The organism is Mycobacterium sp. NGS17 (assembly GCF_059813205.1).
Map to the genome: position 1 here is coordinate 240,717 of NZ_JCALED010000008.1, position 17,802 is coordinate 258,518.

11 protein-coding genes and 1 pseudogene are annotated in these 17,802 nt (G+C 67.4%); 7 read left to right on the forward strand and 5 right to left on the reverse strand.

Annotated elements, in window-relative coordinates:
- Positions 1 to 95: 95 nt before the first annotated feature.
- The 3 genes and pseudogenes from AC5Y7E_RS18870 (at position 96) to AC5Y7E_RS18880 (ending at position 5,509) form a co-directional block, all read left to right on the forward strand.
- The gene (locus tag AC5Y7E_RS18870) at positions 96 to 1,073 is read left to right on the forward strand and encodes an ABC transporter permease (protein WP_499921190.1); all 978 of its coding nucleotides are present in this window, start codon (positions 96 to 98) and stop codon (positions 1,071 to 1,073) included.
- A complete protein-coding gene (locus AC5Y7E_RS18875; RefSeq protein ID WP_499921187.1) occupies positions 1,070 to 1,996 on the forward strand; it encodes an ABC transporter permease in 927 nt (308 codons plus the stop codon). The genes AC5Y7E_RS18870 and AC5Y7E_RS18875 overlap by 4 nt, the downstream gene beginning before the upstream one ends.
- Positions 1,993 to 5,509: pseudogene (locus AC5Y7E_RS18880) on the forward strand (dipeptide ABC transporter ATP-binding protein). Before AC5Y7E_RS18875 ends, AC5Y7E_RS18880 begins: the two are co-directional and overlap by 4 nt.
- Here the strand turns inward: AC5Y7E_RS18880 and AC5Y7E_RS18885 are convergent.
- The 3 genes from AC5Y7E_RS18885 to AC5Y7E_RS18895 form a co-directional block, all read right to left on the reverse strand.
- On the reverse strand, positions 5,496 to 6,740 hold the full coding sequence (locus AC5Y7E_RS18885; protein ID WP_499921185.1) for an alpha/beta hydrolase: 1,245 nt from the start codon (positions 6,738 to 6,740) through the stop codon (positions 5,496 to 5,498). The pseudogene AC5Y7E_RS18880 and the gene AC5Y7E_RS18885 sit on opposite strands and share 14 nt — an antisense overlap.
- Before the next feature lie 100 nt (positions 6,741 to 6,840).
- A complete protein-coding gene (locus AC5Y7E_RS18890) occupies positions 6,841 to 9,459 on the reverse strand; it encodes an AAA family ATPase (protein WP_499921182.1) in 2,619 nt (872 codons plus the stop codon).
- Positions 9,456 to 10,607 (reverse strand): metallophosphoesterase family protein, encoded by a 1,152-nt coding sequence (locus AC5Y7E_RS18895; RefSeq protein ID WP_499921180.1) that lies wholly within the window; start codon positions 10,605 to 10,607, stop codon positions 9,456 to 9,458. The genes AC5Y7E_RS18890 and AC5Y7E_RS18895 overlap by 4 nt, the downstream gene beginning before the upstream one ends.
- 239 nt (positions 10,608 to 10,846) lie before the next feature.
- On the opposite strand from AC5Y7E_RS18895, the gene AC5Y7E_RS18900 reads away from it, so the two are divergent.
- Positions 10,847 to 12,217 (forward strand): HNH endonuclease signature motif containing protein, encoded by a 1,371-nt coding sequence (locus AC5Y7E_RS18900; RefSeq protein ID WP_499921179.1) that lies wholly within the window; start codon positions 10,847 to 10,849, stop codon positions 12,215 to 12,217.
- A gap of 16 nt (positions 12,218 to 12,233) precedes the next feature.
- Complete coding sequence (locus tag AC5Y7E_RS18905) at positions 12,234 to 12,737, forward strand: SixA phosphatase family protein (protein ID WP_499921177.1); 504 nt, start codon at positions 12,234 to 12,236, stop codon at positions 12,735 to 12,737.
- Between the two features lie 27 nt (positions 12,738 to 12,764).
- Here the strand turns inward: AC5Y7E_RS18905 and AC5Y7E_RS18910 are convergent, their stop codons facing one another.
- A complete protein-coding gene (locus tag AC5Y7E_RS18910; protein WP_499921175.1) occupies positions 12,765 to 13,325 on the reverse strand; it encodes a DUF3558 domain-containing protein in 561 nt (186 codons plus the stop codon).
- A gap of 8 nt (positions 13,326 to 13,333) precedes the next feature.
- Positions 13,334 to 13,891: a DUF3558 domain-containing protein gene (locus tag AC5Y7E_RS18915; protein WP_499921173.1), complete on the reverse strand. Its 558-nt coding sequence runs from the start codon at positions 13,889 to 13,891 to the stop codon at positions 13,334 to 13,336.
- Positions 13,892 to 14,073: 182 nt separating this feature from the next.
- Here AC5Y7E_RS18915 and AC5Y7E_RS18920 point away from each other — a divergent pair, with 182 nt between their 5' ends.
- Positions 14,074 to 15,840, forward strand: coding sequence for an ABC transporter ATP-binding protein (locus AC5Y7E_RS18920; RefSeq protein ID WP_499921171.1), 1,767 nt, complete (start codon positions 14,074 to 14,076; stop codon positions 15,838 to 15,840).
- On the forward strand, positions 15,837 to 17,732 hold the full coding sequence (locus tag AC5Y7E_RS18925) for an ABC transporter ATP-binding protein (protein ID WP_499921169.1): 1,896 nt from the start codon (positions 15,837 to 15,839) through the stop codon (positions 17,730 to 17,732). Before AC5Y7E_RS18920 ends, AC5Y7E_RS18925 begins: the two co-directional genes overlap by 4 nt.
- Positions 17,733 to 17,802: the final 70 nt, after the last annotated feature.

The window sequence follows — 17,802 nt, forward strand, 5'->3', positions numbered from 1 at the left end:
CCGAAGGCGAGACCAATGCCCCGCGCGCCGCGGGACGACGCTGTGCTGCGGGATCGATAGCCTGTCCCAATGCGACGTGGGGTGTGCGGGCGGACATGACTCGGTTCCTGGCACGCCGGTTGCTCAACTACGTTGTGCTGCTGGCGCTGGCATCGTTTCTGACGTTTTGCCTGACGTCGGTGGCCTTCAGGCCTCTGGACAGCCTGTTGCAGCGCAATCCGCGCCCGCCACAAGCCGTGATCGACGCCAAGGCCCACACGCTGGGTCTGGATGAGCCGATACCGATCCGCTACGCGCATTGGGCGTCGCACGCCCTGCGCGGGGACTTCGGCAAGACCGTCACCGGGCAGCCCGTCGGGACGACGCTGTGGCGTCGCATCGGGGTAACCCTGCGCTTGCTGGTCATCGGTTCGCTGGTGGGCACCGTGCTGGGCATAGCGGCCGGGGCGTGGGGCGCCATCCGCCAGTATCGACTCAGCGATCGCGTCGTCACCATGGTGGCACTGCTGGTTCTCAGCACGCCGACATTCGTGATCGCCAGCCTGCTGATCCTTGGCGCGCTGCGGGTGAACTGGGCCGTGGGCATCCACATCTTCGATTACACCGGCGAGACCTCACCGGGGGTGAGCGGCGGGACGGGCGCGCAACTGCTCGACCGGTTGCGGCATCTGGTCTTGCCGTCCCTGACCCTGGCGCTGGCCGCCGCGGCGGGATACAGCCGTTACCAGCGCAACGCGATGCTGGACGTCCTGGGCCAGGATTTCATTCGCACGGCGCGCGCCAAGGGCCTCACGCGCCGGCGGGCGCTGGTCAAGCACGGGCTGCGCACCGCATTGATCCCGCTGGCCACCCTGTTCGCCTATGGCGTGGCCGGCCTGGTCACCGGCGCGGTGTTCGTGGAGAAGATCTTCGGCTGGCACGGCATGGGCGAATGGCTGGTGGCCGGCATCGCGACGCAGGACACCAACATCATCGCGGCGATCACCGTGTTCTCCGGCGCGGTGGTGCTGCTGGCCGGCCTGCTGTCGGACGTGTTCTACGCGGCCCTCGATCCGCGGGTGCGGGTGTCATGACGTCCCAGCCGAACGTCGATGCCGCGCACGGGTTTTCGGGTCACGAAGTCGCGGACTTCACCTCACGCCGCACCCTGGTCCTTCGGAGGTTTGCCCGAAACAGGTTCGCTGTGGCATCGCTGACGTTCTTGGTATTGCTGTTCGTCGGTTGTTACGCCCTGCCCGCGGCGTTGCCCTATTCCTACGACGATCTCGATTTCACCGCCCTGCTGCAGCCGCCGAACGCGCGCCACTGGCTCGGCACCAACGCGCTGGGTCAAGACCTGCTGGCGCAGATCCTGCGCGGCACGCAGAAGTCGATGCTGATCGGTGTCTGCGTCGCGGTCATCTCCACCGGCGTCGCCGCCACCGTCGGGTCGGTCGCGGGCTATTTCGGCGGCTGGCGCGACCGCGCGCTGATGTGGGTGGTCGACCTGTTGCTGGTGGTGCCCGCCTTCATCCTCATCGCGATCGTGACACCCCGAATCAAGAACTCGGCCAACGTGTTGATGCTGGTCCTGCTGCTCGCCGGGTTCGGCTGGATGGTCAGCTCGCGCATGGTGCGCGGCATGACCATGAGTCTGCGGGAACGCGAATTCATCCGGGCCGCAAGGTATATGGGGGTGTCCAGCCGCCGCATCATCATCGGTCACGTGGTGCCCAACGTGGCGTCCATCTTGATCATCGACGCCGCGCTCAACGTCGCCTCGGCCATCCTGGCCGAAACCGGCCTGAGCTTCCTCGGTTTCGGCATCCAGCCACCGGACGTGTCGCTGGGAACGCTGATCGCCAACGGCACCCAATCGGCGACCACCTTTCCCTGGGTGTTTCTGTTTCCCGCGGGCGTGCTGGTGCTGATCCTGGTGTGCGCCAACCTCACCGGTGATGGCCTGCGGGATGCGTTCGACCCGGGCAGCGCGGTGCTGGGCGGGGGCGGCCGATGAGCGCGCTGCTCGAGGTGACCGACTTGGCGGTCACCTTCCCGACGGGTGGCACGCCGGTTTCCGCGGTGCGCGGTGTCAGCTACCACATCGAACCCGGAGAAGTCGTCGCGATGGTCGGCGAATCCGGTTCGGGGAAGTCCGTTTCGGCGATGGCGGCGATCGGTCTGTTGCCCGAGTACGCGCGGGTGCGCGGCTCGGTGCGGTTGCACGACACCGAACTGCTGGGCCTCGGCGATGACGCGATGTCGCGGTTTCGCGGCAAGACGGTCGGCATGGTCTTCCAGGATCCGATGTCGGCGCTGACGCCCGTCTACACCGTCGGCGACCAGATCGCCGAAGCGATCGAAATCCATCAGCCGCGGGTGGGCGGGAAGGCCGCCCGCCGGCGGGCGGTGGAATTGCTCGAGCTGGTCGGAATCGCGCAGCCGGAGCGACGAGCCCGCGCGTTTCCGCATGAGCTCTCCGGCGGCGAACGACAACGGGTGGTCATCGCGATCGCCATCGCCAACGACCCCGACCTGTTGATCTGCGACGAACCCACCACCGCTCTGGATGTCACGGTGCAGGCGCAGATCCTCGAGGTGCTCAAAACGGCGCGCGACCTCACCGGCGCCGGGGTGCTCATCATCACGCACGACCTCGGCGTCGTCGCCGAATTCGCCGACCGCGCCCTGGTGATGTACGCCGGGCGGGTTGTCGAATCCGCCGACGTGCAAACGCTTTACCGGGATCGCCGAATGCCCTACACCGTCGGGCTGCTGGGTTCGGTCCCGCGGCTCGACGCCGCCCAGGGCACCCGCTTGGTGCCGATCCCCGGGGCGCCGCCATCGCTGGCGGCGCTGGACACTGGGTGCCCCTTCGCTCCGCGCTGCCCGCTGGCCATCGACGAATGCCGGCTCGAGGAGCCGGTATTGCTTTCCGTGGGGGCCGATCACCGGGCCGCCTGCATCCGCACCGACGAGGTCGACGGGCGCAGCGCCGCGGACATCTACGGGGTCAGCACCGAAGCCCGGCAAGCGGAACCCGCTGACACATCGGTCGTCGTCCGGGTGCGTGATCTGACAAAGACCTATCGGCTGACCAAAGGCGTGTTCCGCCGCAGCGCCGGTGCGGTTCACGCCGTCGACGGCGTCAGTTTCGAACTGCGGCAGGGCCGCACCCTGGGCATCGTCGGCGAATCCGGGTCGGGCAAGTCGACCACCCTGCACGAGATCTTGGAACTGGCCGGGCCGCAGTCGGGTTCGATCGAAGTCCTGGGCACCGATGTCACCGCGCTGAGCGCCTCGCGCAGGCGATCGCTGCGGCGCGACATCCAGGTCGTATTTCAGGACCCGGTCGCTTCGCTCGACCCACGGCTACCGGTGTTCGATCTGCTCGCGGAGCCCCTGCGGGCCAACGGTTTCGACAAGGGGCGTACCAAAGTGCGCGTCGCCGAACTGCTCGACATCGTGGGACTGCGTCGTGCCGACGCCGTCCGTTACCCCGCCGAATTCTCCGGCGGGCAAAAGCAGCGCATCGGCATCGCCCGCGCGCTGGCTTTGCAACCGAAGATCCTCGCACTCGACGAGCCGGTCTCCGCGCTCGACGTGTCCATTCAGGCGGGGATCATCAACCTGCTCCTGGACCTACAGGAGCGATTGGGTCTTTCCTATCTGTTTGTCTCCCACGATCTTTCGGTCGTCAAACACCTGGCGCACGACGTCGTCGTGATGTATGCCGGCGCGATCGTGGAGCAGGGCGACAGCCGCCGGGTCTTCGCCGACCCGCAACACGAATACACTCGGCGGCTGCTGAACGCGGTGCCGCAACCGGATCCGGGCAGACGTGCCTAGGCGGGCGGTTAAGGAGGGTGCGCGGGTCGCCGCGGTGCTTCTCGCGATGGCCCTTGCGCTCGCGGGCTGTTCGCCGGCCGTCAATTTGATTCCGGAGACCGGCCACAACGCGCAGATCGGCGCGACGAGCGACGTCAACCCGCGTGACCCCGCCACCCTGCGAGACGGCGGCGACCTGCGACTGGCGCTGACCGAATTTCCGCCGAACTTCAACGTCTTGCATATCGACGGCAACTCGGTCGACGTCTCCGCGATAATGAAGGCCACCCTGCCCCGGGCGTTCGTCATCGGGCCCGACGGCTCGACGACGGTCGACACCGACTACTTCACCAGCATCGAGCTCACCGGCATTGCGCCGCAGGTGGTTACGTACACGATCAACCCCAAGGCGGTGTGGTCCGACGGCACGCCGATCACCTGGGAGGACATCGCCAGCCAGATCCACGCCCTGAGCGGCGCCGACAAGGCGTTCGAGATCGCCGGGCCCAGCGGTGCCGACCGCGTCGCGTCGGTGACCCGCGGCGTCGACGACCGCCAGGCCGTCATGACGTTCGCCAAGCCCTACGCCGAATGGCGCGGCATGTTCGCCGGCAACGGAATGCTGCTGCCCAAGAGCGTGACCGCCACCGCAGAGGCGTTCAACAAGGGCCAACTGGAGGGCCCCGGCCCGTCGGCCGGCCCCTTCGTCGTCTCGTCACTGGATCGGACCACCCAGCGGATCGTGTTGAGCCGCAACCCGAAATGGTGGGGCGCGCGGCCCCGCCTGGACAGCATCACCTACCTGGTGCTGGACGATGCCGCGCGGCTGCCCGCCTTACAGAACAACACGATCGACGCCACCGGAGTCGGCACGATCGACCAGCTGACCATCGCGCAGCGCACCAAGGGAATCTCGATCCGGCGCGCGCCCGCCCCGGCCTGGTCGCACTTCACGTTCAACGGCGCCCCGGGTTCGATCCTGGCCGACAAGGCGCTGCGCGTCGCGGTGGCCAAGGGGATCGACCGGCAGACCATCGCCAAGGTCGTCCAGTACGGGCTCACCAGTGACCCTGTGGCACTGGGCAATCACATCTATGTCGCCGGGCAGCAGGGCTATCAGGACAACAGCTCGGTCCTGCCCTATGATCCGGCCGCGGCCGACCGAGAGCTTGACGCGCTGGGCTGGAAGCGGGTCGGGCAGTTCCGCGAGAAGGACGGCCGGCGGCTGGTCATCCGCGACTTGTTCTACGACGCCCAGGGCAGCCGACAGTTCGCCCAGATCGCCCAGCACAGCCTCGCCCAGATCGGTGTCAAGCTCGAACTCGTCTCCCGGTCGGGCAATGGCTTCTTCACCAACTACATTAACGTCGGCGATTTCGATATGGCCCAATTCGGTTGGCTCGGAGACGCTTTCCCGCTCTCGGCACTGACCCAGATCTACAAGTCCGACGGGGAGAGCAATTTCGGCAAGATCGGCAGCGCGCAGATCGACGCCGCCATCGAGAACACACTCGAAGAACTCGATCCGGCCAAGGCGCGTGCATTGGCTAACGATCTGGACAAGATGATCTGGGCGCAGGGATTCAGCCTTCCGCTGACCCAGTCGCCCGGTGATGTCGCGGTGCGCAGCTCGCTCGCCAATTTCGGCGCCGCCGGTCTCGCCGACCTCGACTACACCGCCATCGGTTTCACGCGGAGTTGAGCCGCCGCCGCAGGCGGTTCGGGATCGGCAGGGCGCCCTCGATGACCGCCGCCGCCCCGAGCGCCTTCCACAGCAGCTGCACCTCTGGCCGCGGCGGCAGCGCGTCCAACGCCGATGCCTGTGCCGCAAGACCATTGAGGTCACCTCGCCGAACCGCGTCGGCACTGGCCAGCGCCACGGGCTCACGGAAGTCCAGCGCGCTGTGTGCCATGTTCGGCAAGCTCAGCAGCACCGCATTGGGCAGCAGCGACGCGGCACGTTGCGCGACGGCCGGCGGGGTGATCAGGTCACGGCCTCCAGAGACCACCGCGGTGGGCCAGTCGAATTTCGGCATCTCGGCCGGCAGGTCATAGGGCTCGTCCTCGAAAGTCACCCGGTGCGTGCGTGCCCGGCTTTCGGCGACCGCGGGATCGAGTGGTAAGCCGTCGGGTTCGGCCGCATAGTCCAGCTCGCGAAACGCAATGCGGCTCACCAGATCCTCTTCGTACCGGAAAGGCAGGTTGCTCAGGGTGTTGAACCGGGACAGCGCCCACCACAGCAATTTTCGGCCATCGAGGAGTAGGTCGAGTTGCCGCTCGAGCAGGTCGGTTCCGCCATAGCCGTAGATCGTCGCGACGACCTGTGTTGCCGCCGCATCCATGGCGCCTGCGTCAACGAGTTTGCGCATTTTCGGTGCTACCGAAGCGGTTTCGGGGCTGTCGCCCTTCAGCAGCAACCGGCGGATCGCGCGGCGCACGATGACTATGTCGTGCCGCGACAGCAGCGGTGAATCAAGCACCATGCCGCGCACCCGGCGCGGATGCCGCACCCCCACCCCCGCCGCGATGTAGGTGCCGTAGGACGCCCCGTAGATGACGGCCGACTCGGCTTGGGCGTCGTCGAGCACCGCGACCACATCGTCGACCACCTGGTTCACGGTCATCGATTGCGGCGGCAGATCGCCGCCCGAATCGTCGTGGCGCGACATGCCCACCCCGCGGTGCTCGATCATGATGACGTCGAGACCGGACGCCGCGGCGCGCCGCCGCAGCCCTTTGTACATCTGCACCGAGGCGACTCCCGGCCCCCCGGGAATGATGACCAGCGGTTGGGCGGATTTGCGGCCCGCGCGAACGTAGTACAGATCGAACTCTTCGGCACTGTGCGGGGAGATCGGCCGGCGCACCGGCCGTACGCCCGGCAGTTCCGCCAGCTTCTCCTGTATCCGGCTGCGCTTCGCGTTCATCGTCATCAGCGTGGATCCACCATGAGCCCATTCTGCAGGCAAGGCGACAGCGCGCCGCACTGAATCGACCTGACCAGCGGCACCGGCCGGCGGGCGGCCACCACGGCTAAGCGCTGAGCACGATCCGGTGCGCGCCCTTGACACCGTCGTAGCGATCGGGGCTACAGGTGAGCACGATCACCTGCCCGTGGGTTCCCACGGTGTCGAACAGCTCCCCCATCTTGGTCAACCGGTCCGGGTCGGTGAAACCGAGCGCGTCGTCGACCACCACGGGGACGGCGTCCTCCTTGGCGACCAGGGCGGCGCCGGCCAGCCGCGCCAAGATGCCGAGCTGCTCCTTCGCGCCACCCGATAAGGATTCGTACGGCACCGTGATGCCATTCAGGGTGCGGCTGCGGATGCACAAGTCGCTATCGATGTCGACCTCGAAACTCGGGCCGAACACCGGGCGGCCGAGCCTCTGCAGTTCCGCGCGGTAGGGCTCGACGTAACGCTGCCTGGTGGTGTCGCGGTGGCGCGTCATGACCGAGCGCAGCAGCTGCGCAGCCCGCGCGCGGCCACCTACCTGGCTGTGTTCGGCGGCGGCGTGCTCGCGTTCGATCTGGGCGGCGTCGAGCTTGCCTTGGCGTCCCTCACCGCCGAACACCGAGAGTTCGATGGTGACCTCACGCAGCGCGCGGGCGGCTTCCTCGTAGCACTCGCGCACCGAGTCGGCTTCCCTCTTGGCATCGGCCAATTCGCGCGCGACCGCATCGGGCGCGGCCGCGGCCAGCGCGTCGGCGAGTTCGGTGACGCGTTGTCGCGCGGCCTCCGCCGCGGCCATCGCCGTAGCCGAAGAGGCCGCGAGCTCGTCGTCACCGGCCGAGGAGCGTTCGGCCGCCAGCCGCTCGGAAGCGGCGTCCAGCTCCGCGCGCTGAGTATCCAATGTGTTCTGTAGAACCGTTGCCCGCGTTGACAATTCAGCCAGACCGGCCGCGGCTGCGGTGGCGGCCTGGCGGTGGGCCTCGCATTCGCTCGATGCGCCCGCCTGGGCCTGCAGGAGCGCGGCGAGTTCGGCGCGGGCGGCGTCGATATCCGTGAGAACGGGTTCGGTCCCGGCGAGGTCGTCACGCAGCTGCACCAGCCGCGACCGCAGCGCGTCAACCTGTTCGTCACCGCACAGGCCGGCCAGCGTCGCGGCGAGCCGATCACGGGTGCTCTGCAGCTCGCGGCGACGCTGATCGGCGGATCGCGCCGCGGCGAGGTCGCTCACCTCACCGGCCGCCAGCGCCGCGGCCAATTCCTCTTGTGCCACAGCATGTTTGGTGTGCACGTCCAGCGTGGTCGCGCCCGGCGTGACTTTGGCGGTCAGGACGCCGGGAACCTCCACCGCGGTAGGCCCGGCGGCGGTTATCGACCAGCTTTGTCCGGCCCGCAGCGAGATCTCCCGGCCGCCGACGACCAGTTGAATGTCTGCTGCAGCGCTGAATTCGATGGCCGCCGAGGTGAGCGCCAGCTGGTCGCCGGTGCGGTCGACGGCGGCCGCGGCGTCCTCGATTCGTCGCAGCACCGCCTCCGTGACGGCGATGGTGCTGAGCTCGGCGCAGACCCGCACGCGATCCCGCTCGATGGCGTCGATCTTGGCTAGCCGGGCGGTCAACCGGTCGGCCTCTTCGCGGTTGGCGAGCTGGTCGACCTTGCATCGCGCCGATTCGGTCCGGAGTTGCAGCTCGGCAAGGGCCTCGGTGGCCCGTTGCAGGGCGGCGCCGGCCGCTTCGGCCTCCGCATGGGCCGCGGCCTGGGCTTCGTCGGCTTCCCTCGCCTGCGTTTGCATTTCGGCCACGGCGCCGGCGCGCGCGTCGATTTCGGTGAGCAGTTGCCGGCGTGCGGTGTGGGCGCCGTTGGCCGCCGCCGCGGTGGCGGCACTGGCCTCGGCGACAAGCTCAGCTTCGCGCCGCTGCGCGGCCAGCGCCGCGATTTCGTCGGCGGCCCCCTGCGCGGCGGCAAGCCGCGGCGCGACGGCGATTTGGCGTTCCGAGAAGTCGGCCACCTGGTCGGTCAACACGGCATGGCGAGCTACCCGGTCGTCGACCTCGGCGACGGCGGCCGCACACTCGGCGACCGCGGCCTCGGCGTCGGCCAGCCGGGTGATCGCGGCCGCCCATTCGCCCGTCGGCCGTCCGGTCGGCGTGAAGTAGCGCGCGTACTCCGCATCGATGCGTTCGATGAGCAAAGGCTCGGTGCCGCAAAGCCCCCCGCTGTCTCCGGCGGCCACGTCAAGCGCTCGAGAGAGCGCGTCGCACCCGGACAAGTCCACCGCAGCCGTCGAGGCCGACTGCAGAACCCGCTGGGCGTGCCAGAGGTCGCTGTCAACCGTTTCGGCCAGCATCGCGCGGACCCGTTCGTGGGCTTCGTCGCCGGTCAGCTGTTCGCGGCACGGCCGGATTACCGTCAGCTCCGTCTCGCACTTCTTGTGAAAGCGCTTGCGGTATACGAAACGGTAAGGGCCGCAACTGATTTCTGCGGACACCTCCGAGCCCACATCGCTGTGGGTCGGCTTGACCTGCTTGACTTCCTTCTTCGTCGAGCGGTCACGTGCTTCCAGGAGCAGGTCCAGGGCTTCGATCATCGACGACTTGCCGATCTCGTTGGCGCCGCACACCACCACGACGCCGTGGTCGGGGAAGTCGATTTGGCGGTGCGCAATGCCGCGGTAGTTGGTCAGGGTCAGCCGGTGCAGCTTCACGCCACGCCCCGGTCGGTGAGACGCAGCAGTAACGCCAGCGCCGCCTGCGCGTCGACGGCGGTCGCGGAGTCCTCCTGGCGCGCCGTCGCCACTAACTCTTCGACCGCCGCGGCGGCGAAACCTCCGATGCCGAGATCGCTGAATTCGCCGTCGGCCGGCATCACCGCCAGCTGCGTGTGGCTGTCCCACGTGCGCAGGTGGGCGAACAGGCGCGCGTATTTGTCCAGGCAGGAATCGAGCGCGGCGCGGTCGGTGACCGTCAGTGAACCGGTCAGCGCCAGGCGAACCACCATCCGGTCCTTCTCGGTCATCAGGTCGAGGTTCATGTCGAGGTCGGCGATGTCGCGGCTGGTGTCGACCTGTCGGTGCATCGTGACGAACCGCCAGCTGCCAATGTGCCGCGGCGTGACGGCGACGGCCCGCTGGGGGTCGGCCTCGTCGATGTCGACGATCAGAACATGACCGGGATCCGATTCGACGTCGTCGAAGTTGGTGACTTCCGGGGAGCCGGAGTACCAAACCCGGCCGCTGTCGCCAACCTGGGTCAGTGAGTGCTTGTCCCCCAGCGCCACATAGTGCACCGCGCCGCGGCTCAGCGCGTCGTCGACCTTTGCCAGCCGGATCAGCGAGGGCTTGTCCCGATCGGGATCCAGGACGTCGACACCGCCGTGCGCGACGAGGATGCGGGTAACTGCGGCTGCGGGCAGGTCGTCGAGGACGTCGGCGACCAGGTCGGTGGTCGGCACCTTCGACCGCCACGGCGCGGCGACGATCTCCAGCCCGGGACGCACCTGATGCACGCCGGCCCGATCGAGCACAACGACGTTTTCGGGACGCTCGGCGGTGAACAGTGTGCTGGTGTACACCGATGAGGCGTCCAGGGGGTCGTGGTTGCCCGGCAACAGGTACACCGGAATTCCGATGGCGCGCATGGCTTCCAGCGACTGCCCGATCACCTTGGACGAAAGCTGATTGTGTTCGAAGACATCACCCGAAACCACGACGAACTCGGCGCCGACTTCGGCGGCCAGCGCGCCCAGACCGGCGACCGCGTCGCGGCGCGCCGCCGAATAGCGCGGCTGCGCGTCACCGGCGAGGAAGTGCCTGGTCATGCCCAGCTGCCAGTCGGCTGTGTGCAGAAATCGCATGCCCGCTTGACCCCCCTTCGAAGTGTGTGTTTACCAGGGCATCGCGAGTTTAGGTCTGCGCACCGACAAGACGCGGGACCTCGGTCGGCAGGTCTTGGTCAGAGAATCTCGCGAGATCGGCCTGGGCCTGTGCCGCGCGTCGAGCGGGGGCGGTCACGAATTCCAAATGAATTGCGCGAGTGTGAATCTATGGCGATTCGGGCCCGGCTTTTGTCGGTGGGCGTGGCTAGTTTGGCGGTGTGAGTGATCAGCAGGATGTCGACGCGGTGTTCGACGCGCTCGATGCCGCCTGGGATCGCGCCTGCGCGCTGAACCTCGACGCGCTCAACTCGCGCCAACTGCTGGCGGTGTTACAGCGCTGCGAACAGCAACGCCGGCGCATCCCGGCCGTCGAGCATCCACTGATCAATTCCCTGGCCCGCCAAGCCCCCTCCCTCGAGCTCGGCGGCACAGTGGCCCATGCCATCGCCGAGGCCACCCTGATCAGCCGCACCGAAGCCAACCGACGCATCAGCGAGGCACGCGACCTGGGCCCGCGCCACGGCCTGACCGGCGAACCGATCCCACCCGCCCTGGCCGCCACCGCCGCGGCCCAACGCGACGGCACGCTGGGCGCGGGCCAGGTGGCGGTGATCCGCACGTTCTACCACCGCCTGCCCGGCTGGGTGGACGCCGCCACCCGCGAGCAGGCCGAGGCGCGGTTGGCCAAGGAGGGCAGCCGGTTTCGGCCAGAACAACTGGCGGCGCTGGCCAAGACGCTCGCCGACTGCCTCAATCCCGACGGCACCTACCGCGACGAGGACCGGGCGCGTCAGCGCGGCCTGATGCTGGGCAACCAGCAAGCCGACGGCATGTCAGCGCTGCGCGGCTGGCTGACCCCCGAGGCCCGCGCCACCCTGGAAGCCGTCTTGGCCAAACTCGCCGCGCCGGGCATGTGCAACCCCCTCGACGACACCCCCTGCATCGACGGCGCACCCACCCAAGAGGCCATCGAACACGACCCGCGATCGGCGGCCCAGCGCAACCACGACGGACTCAACGCAGCACTGCGCGGCATCTTGGCATCCGGAGAACTCGGGCAGCACAACGGCTTACCGGCCTCCATCATCGTCACCACCACACTCCAAGAGCTCGAGGCCGCCGCCGGGCGCGGCCTGACCGGTGGCGGCACCCTCTTGCCGATGAGCGATGTGATCCGCCTGGCCCGCCACGCCCACCACTATTTGGCGGTCTTCGACAAGGGCAAGGCGCTGGCGCTGTATCACACCAAACGACTCGCTTCACCGGGCCAGCGAATCGTGTTGTACGCCAAGGACCGCGGCTGTAGCGCCCCCGGCTGCACCGTGCCCGGCTACTACAGCGAAGTCCACCACGTCACCGACTACGCCACCTGCCACACCACCGACATCAACGACCTCACCTTCGCCTGCGGACCCCATCACCGCCTCCTACGACCCGGCGGCTGGATGACCCGCAAAAACGCCAAAGGCGATACCCAATGGATTCCACCTCCGCACCTCGAACGGGGCCGACCCCGAACCAACACCTTCCACCATCCGGAAAAGCTGCTCGACGGCGATGGTGATGACAACGATGTGCCGCCGCACTGAATTACTCTGATTGCTCGTGACTGGCCAGCGCACCCTGCTGCTGATGCGGCATGCGAAGTCCGATTACCCGCCCGGCGTCGCCGACCACGATCGACCGTTGGCGCCCCGCGGCATCCGGCAGGCCGGACTGGCCGGCGACTGGCTGCGCGCGAACGCCCCCGCCATCGACGGCGTGTTGTGCTCCACTGCGACACGCACCCGCGAGACGTTACGGAACACCCGCATCGATGCGCCGGTGCGATACAGCGATCGCCTGTATGCGACCACGCCGGGCACGGTCATCGACGAGATCAACACGGTGGACGACGCCGTCGGCACGCTGCTGGTCATCGGGCACGAACCAACGATGTCGGCGCTGGCGCTGGGACTCGGTCATGCCGAAGGTACGAATTCCACTGCAGCCGAACGAATTACGGCCAAGTTTCCGACGTCGGCGATCGCGGTGCTCACCGTGCCGAGCGCGTGGAAAGCGTTGGAACTGGGCGTGGCGACGCTGATCGACTTCGCGGTTCCGCGCTGAGGTTCGAGGTGCCGCGCTGAGCCGCGATCAGGAGTTGGTGGCCAGCGTCAGCTCCATCAGCTTGATGGCCTGCCCGCACGCGTCGATGCCCGGCGCCTGCGGGTTGATCCACCATCCGACCACCCCGGCCGCGTCGCTGGCCACGCCGCACGCACCGTTCGCGTCGTCGGGCCGCATCACGATCGAGTCGATGCCGGCGATCGAACGCGTCTCGATCTTGTACTTCAAGAATTCGGCGACCTTGCGCTCGTTGGACAGGCTGCCCTGCTCGAACCAGAACCGGGTGATGTCGATCAGGCCTGCTGGGTTGGCCGCCTGCCAGCGACAGATCGCACCAACGAACGTGCTCTGAATGTCGAGCGGGTCCGCACCCACGGTCTTGGCCAGGATGTCACTGGTCAAGACCTCGCATTCCTTGAGCAGGTTCGGATACTGCTGCTGGGAGTTGTTGTTGCGGGGCATATTGCCACCCGCCTTGACCGCGTTGCCGCCAATCGAGCGGGAACAGCCGGTCAACACCAGCAACGCGGCGATCACTACCGCCGCGGCAATGCGGGCGGTCCTTCCGCTGCGCGATTCGGCGCGCATCGCGCCCATCATTTCGAGTTCGCAATCGATTGACGGGCCAATTCTTTCGCGATGTCGCACGGCGGCGGGAACGGCTTCTGGCTGAAACTGATTGACCATTCAATAAAGTCGTCTTGGAACTGAATGCCGACCTCGCACAGCGAGTCGCCCAGGTTGGGCTCGTTGCCGACAGCGATGAAACCGCCGTGGCCGTTGATGTTGATGTCATCGACGCTGGCACGCGAGAGTTCCTCGGTCTTGCGTTCGCGTCCGATGGGGCTACCGCGATACCAGGAGAAGGAGAAGTGCGGCCCGAGGATGCCGCCGCCCGCGAGCCACTGGCACCCGACGGAGTTGCGGGCGGTGTTGATCAGTCCGCTGACCTTGGTGAGCTCCGCTACGGTCTGGTCGCTGATGCCGCCGCATTGCGGGAACATCGCACCATGGCTGCCCTGGCCGTTCTGCGGCGTCGACGACGCCGTCGCCCCCGGTTTGTTGCCGCCAGAATCCGAGCAGCCGGCGAGCGCGGAGATCAGGATCGTCAATGCTGACGCCACAAGAGCCAGCGCCCTCGTGTCACGCCGCACCGCTACCCTGCTTCCGTTCCACCCGCTGCTGGTCCACACGATGCACTGTAGCGGCAGCCCAGCGGGTCAACCACCGACGCGCCTGAGCAGGTAATTCGAAGCCGCCAACAAGTGTGGCGCGGACTTCGACGGTCCGGCGGTTGGCCGGGACGCCCGGGCGGACGGTATGCGACAGTTACCCAATGCTCCTGGCACTGCTGCGCCAGTACATCCAGCCGTATCGCCGGCTGGTAGCGGTGCTGATGGCGCTGCAGCTGATCAGCAACCTCGCGTCGCTGTATCTGCCGACGGTCAACGCCGCCATCATCGACCAGGGCGTTGCGAAGGGCGACACCGCCACGATCGTCCGGCTCGGCATGGTGATGCTCGGGGTCACCGCGTTGCAGGTGTTGTGCTCGGTCGGAGCGGTCTATTTCGGCTCGCGCACCGGGATGGGCTTCGGACGCGACCTGCGGGCCGCGGTGTTCGAACACGTCACCACCTTTTCCGAGCCCGAGACCGCCCGATTCGGAGCTCCGACGCTGCTGACGCGCAGCACCAACGACGTGCGGCAGATCCAATACCTGGTCCAGATCACCGGCACGGTGCTGGTGACGGCTCCGATCATGTGCCTCGGCGGGATCTTCATGGCCGTCCGCCAGGAGGCGGCGCTGACGTGGCTGCTGTTGGTCAGCGTGCCGATCATGGCGGTCGCCAACTACCTGGTGATGTCGCGCATGCTGCCCCTGTTGCGCCGCATGCAGGGCCTGATCGACGGCATCAACCGGGTGATGCGCGACCAGCTGGCCGGCGTCCGGGTGGTCCGGGCGTTCGCCCGCGAAGATTTCGAGCGTGACCGCTTCGCTCGCGCCAACACCGCGTTGTCGACGACCGCCCTGACGGCGGGCAACTTGCAGGCGTTGATGCTGCCCGTCACGACACTGACGATCAACGTGTCCAGCGTCGCGCTGATCTGGTTCGGCGGGTTGCGAATCGACCGCGGCCAGATGCAGGTCGGCTCATTGACCGCCTTCCTGGCCTACTTCACCCAGATCCTGATGGCGGTGTTGATGGCGACGATGACGCTGGTGGTGTTGCCGCGGGCCGCCGTCTGCGCCGAGCGGATCACCGAGGTACTTGCCACATCCCCCGCCGTCACCGATCCCCCGAATCCGCGATCCCCGCGCGGCGCGATCACCGGAACGGTGCGTTTGGCCGGCGCGACGTTCACCTATCCTGGCGCCGATCGGCCAGTGCTGCAGGGCATTTCCCTGACCGCGCTGCCCGGCACCACCACCGCCATCGTCGGCAGCACCGGCTCGGGCAAGTCGACGCTGGTCTCGCTGATCTGCCGGCTCTACGACGTCACCGGCGGAGCCGTCACGGTCGACGGCATCGACGTCCGCGATTACCGGACCGAGCGGTTGTGGTCGGCGATCGGGCTGGTGCCCCAGCGCGGCTACCTGTTTGCCGGCACGGTTGCCGACAACCTGCGCTACGGCGCCGTACCGCACCAGCAAGTCACCGACGAACAGATGTGGGAAGCGTTGCGGGTAGCCGCCGCAGACGATTTCGTGCGAGCCCACGATGACGGGCTACACATGCGCGTGGCGCAAGGCGGCATCAACTTCTCTGGCGGGCAGCGGCAACGGCTCGCGATCGCCCGGGCGGTGATCCGCCGCCCGGCGATCTACTTATTCGACGACTCGTTCGCCGCGCTCGACGCGCGTACCGACGCCCGTGTCCGCGCCTCGCTGCAGGAGGCTGCCGGCAATGCCACCATCATCGTTGTCACCCAACGTATCTCCATCGCGGCGAAAGTCGACCAGGTGATCGTGATCGACAAAGGGAACCTGGTGGGCGCGGGCACGCACGAATCACTGCTGACCGACTGCACTACTTACGCCGAATTCGCCGACTCGCAGTCGGTCGGTGCCGTGCGCTCGGGCCAAGCCGGGGGCACGCCGTGACCCGCGCGGCAGCCAGTCGGGCCGCACCCGCCACCCGTTCGCGTGACTTCTGGGGCTCGTCCGCGCGCCTGGTGAAACAACTTGCGCCGCAACGGCGGCTGTGCGTCGCGGTGATCACGTTGGGAATCACCGGCACGGCGATCGGGGTGGTCGTCCCGCGAATCCTGGGGCATGCCACCGATTTGCTGTTCAACGGCGTCATCGGGCGTCAGCTCCCGGCCGGAATCACCAAGGCGCAGGCCGTCGCCGCCGCACGCAGCCGAGGCGCCAACACTTTCGCCGACTTGTTGTCGGGAATGAACGTGGTGCCCGGCCACGGCGTGGACTTCGGTGCTGTCGCCCGGACCCTGGCGCTGGCTCTGGGCCTTTATCTTGTTTCCGCGGTGCTGATTTGGGCGCAGGCCCGGCTGCTCAACGTCACCGTGCAGCGCACCATGGTGGCGCTGCGTGCCGATGTCGAGGACAAGATTCACCGGTTGCCGCTGTCCTATTTCGACGGACGTCAGCGTGGTGAAGTGCTGAGCCGCGTCACCAACGACATCGACAACATCCAATCGTCGTTGTCGATGACGATCAGCCAGCTGCTGACAGCGGTGCTGACCGTGGTGGCGGTGCTGGCGATGATGCTCTCCATCTCGCCGCTGCTGGTGGTGATCACGGTGTTGACGGTGCCGTTGTCATTGTTGGCGACGCGGGCGATCGCGCGACGTTCCCAACGGCTGTTCGTCGCACAGTGGACCAGCATCGGCCGCCTCAACGCCCACATCGAGGAGACCTACAGCGGTTTCACCGTGGTCACCACGTTCGGCCACCAGGCCGCGGCGCGCGAGCAATTCCGCGCCCTCAACGAAGACGTCTACGACGCGAGCTTCGGCGCTCAATTCTTCTCCGGGCTGGTGGGGCCGGCGACGACATTCATCGGCAACCTCGGCTACGTCGCCGTCGCCGTGGTGGGCGGTCTGCAGGTCGCCACGGGCCAGATCACCCTGGGTAACATCCAGGCGTTCATTCAGTATGTGCGGCAATTCAATTCACCCCTGAACCAGTTGGCCGGGATGTACAACACCCTGCAATCCGGGGCCGCCAGCGCCGAACGCGTCTTCACGCTGCTCGACGAACCCGAGGAATCCCCGGCGCCCCTCGCCCAACCGGGCCCGGCGAGCACCCCGCAGCCGGGTGGCCGCGTGGAATTCGTCCACGTGAGCTTCGCCTACCGCCCGGGCACCCCGGTGATCGAGGACCTGTCCTTGGTCGCCGAACCTGGCAGCACGGTGGCGATCGTCGGTCCGACTGGGGCGGGCAAGACCACGCTGGTGAACCTGCTGATGCGGTTCTACGACGTCGACGCGGGCCAGATCCTGCTCGACGGTGTCGACATCACCACGATGGACCGCCAGTCGTTGCGGTCGCGAATCGGCATGGTGCTCCAAGACACCTGGCTTTTCGAAGGGACGATCGCGGAGAACATCGCCTACGGTCGCCCCGACGCCGGCGAGGACGAGGTTCTCGACGCCGCCAAGGCCGCCTACGTCGACCGTTTTGTGCGAACGTTACCGGCCGGCTATGAGACCCGAATCAGCGGCGACGGCGGCAACATCAGCGCCGGGGAAAAGCAACTGATCACCATCGCGCGGGCATTTCTCGCGCGGCCGCAATTGTTGATCCTCGACGAGGCAACCAGTTCGGTCGATACCCGCACCGAGGCGCTTATCCAGCACGCGATGTGTGAGCTGCGTCGTGATCGCACGAGTTTCCTCATCGCGCACCGGCTTTCGACGATCCGCGATGCCGACCGGATCTTGGTGGTCGAGGCCGGCCGGATTGTCGAACAGGGCAATCACGCCGAGCTGCTGGCGCGCCACGGCGCGTACTACGCGATGACTCAGGCGTAACGCCGCGCGTCGGCGGGCGCCCGGAGAAAAGCAAATGATAAGCGGTCGCGATCGCTACCGAGAAGTTATT

Coding starts and splice junctions, on each gene's coding strand:
- AC5Y7E_RS18920 (WP_499921171.1), top strand. CDS start 14,074: ATGCTCCTGGCACTGCTGCGCCAGTACATCCAGCCGTATCGCCGGCTG.
- AC5Y7E_RS18910 (WP_499921175.1), bottom strand. CDS start 13,325: ATGCGCGCCGAATCGCGCAGCGGAAGGACCGCCCGCATTGCCGCGGCG.
- AC5Y7E_RS18895 (WP_499921180.1), bottom strand. CDS start 10,607: ATGCGATTTCTGCACACAGCCGACTGGCAGCTGGGCATGACCAGGCAC.
- AC5Y7E_RS18870 (WP_499921190.1), top strand. CDS start 96: ATGACTCGGTTCCTGGCACGCCGGTTGCTCAACTACGTTGTGCTGCTG.
- AC5Y7E_RS18875 (WP_499921187.1), top strand. CDS start 1,070: ATGACGTCCCAGCCGAACGTCGATGCCGCGCACGGGTTTTCGGGTCAC.
- AC5Y7E_RS18885 (WP_499921185.1), bottom strand. CDS start 6,740: ATGACGATGAACGCGAAGCGCAGCCGGATACAGGAGAAGCTGGCGGAA.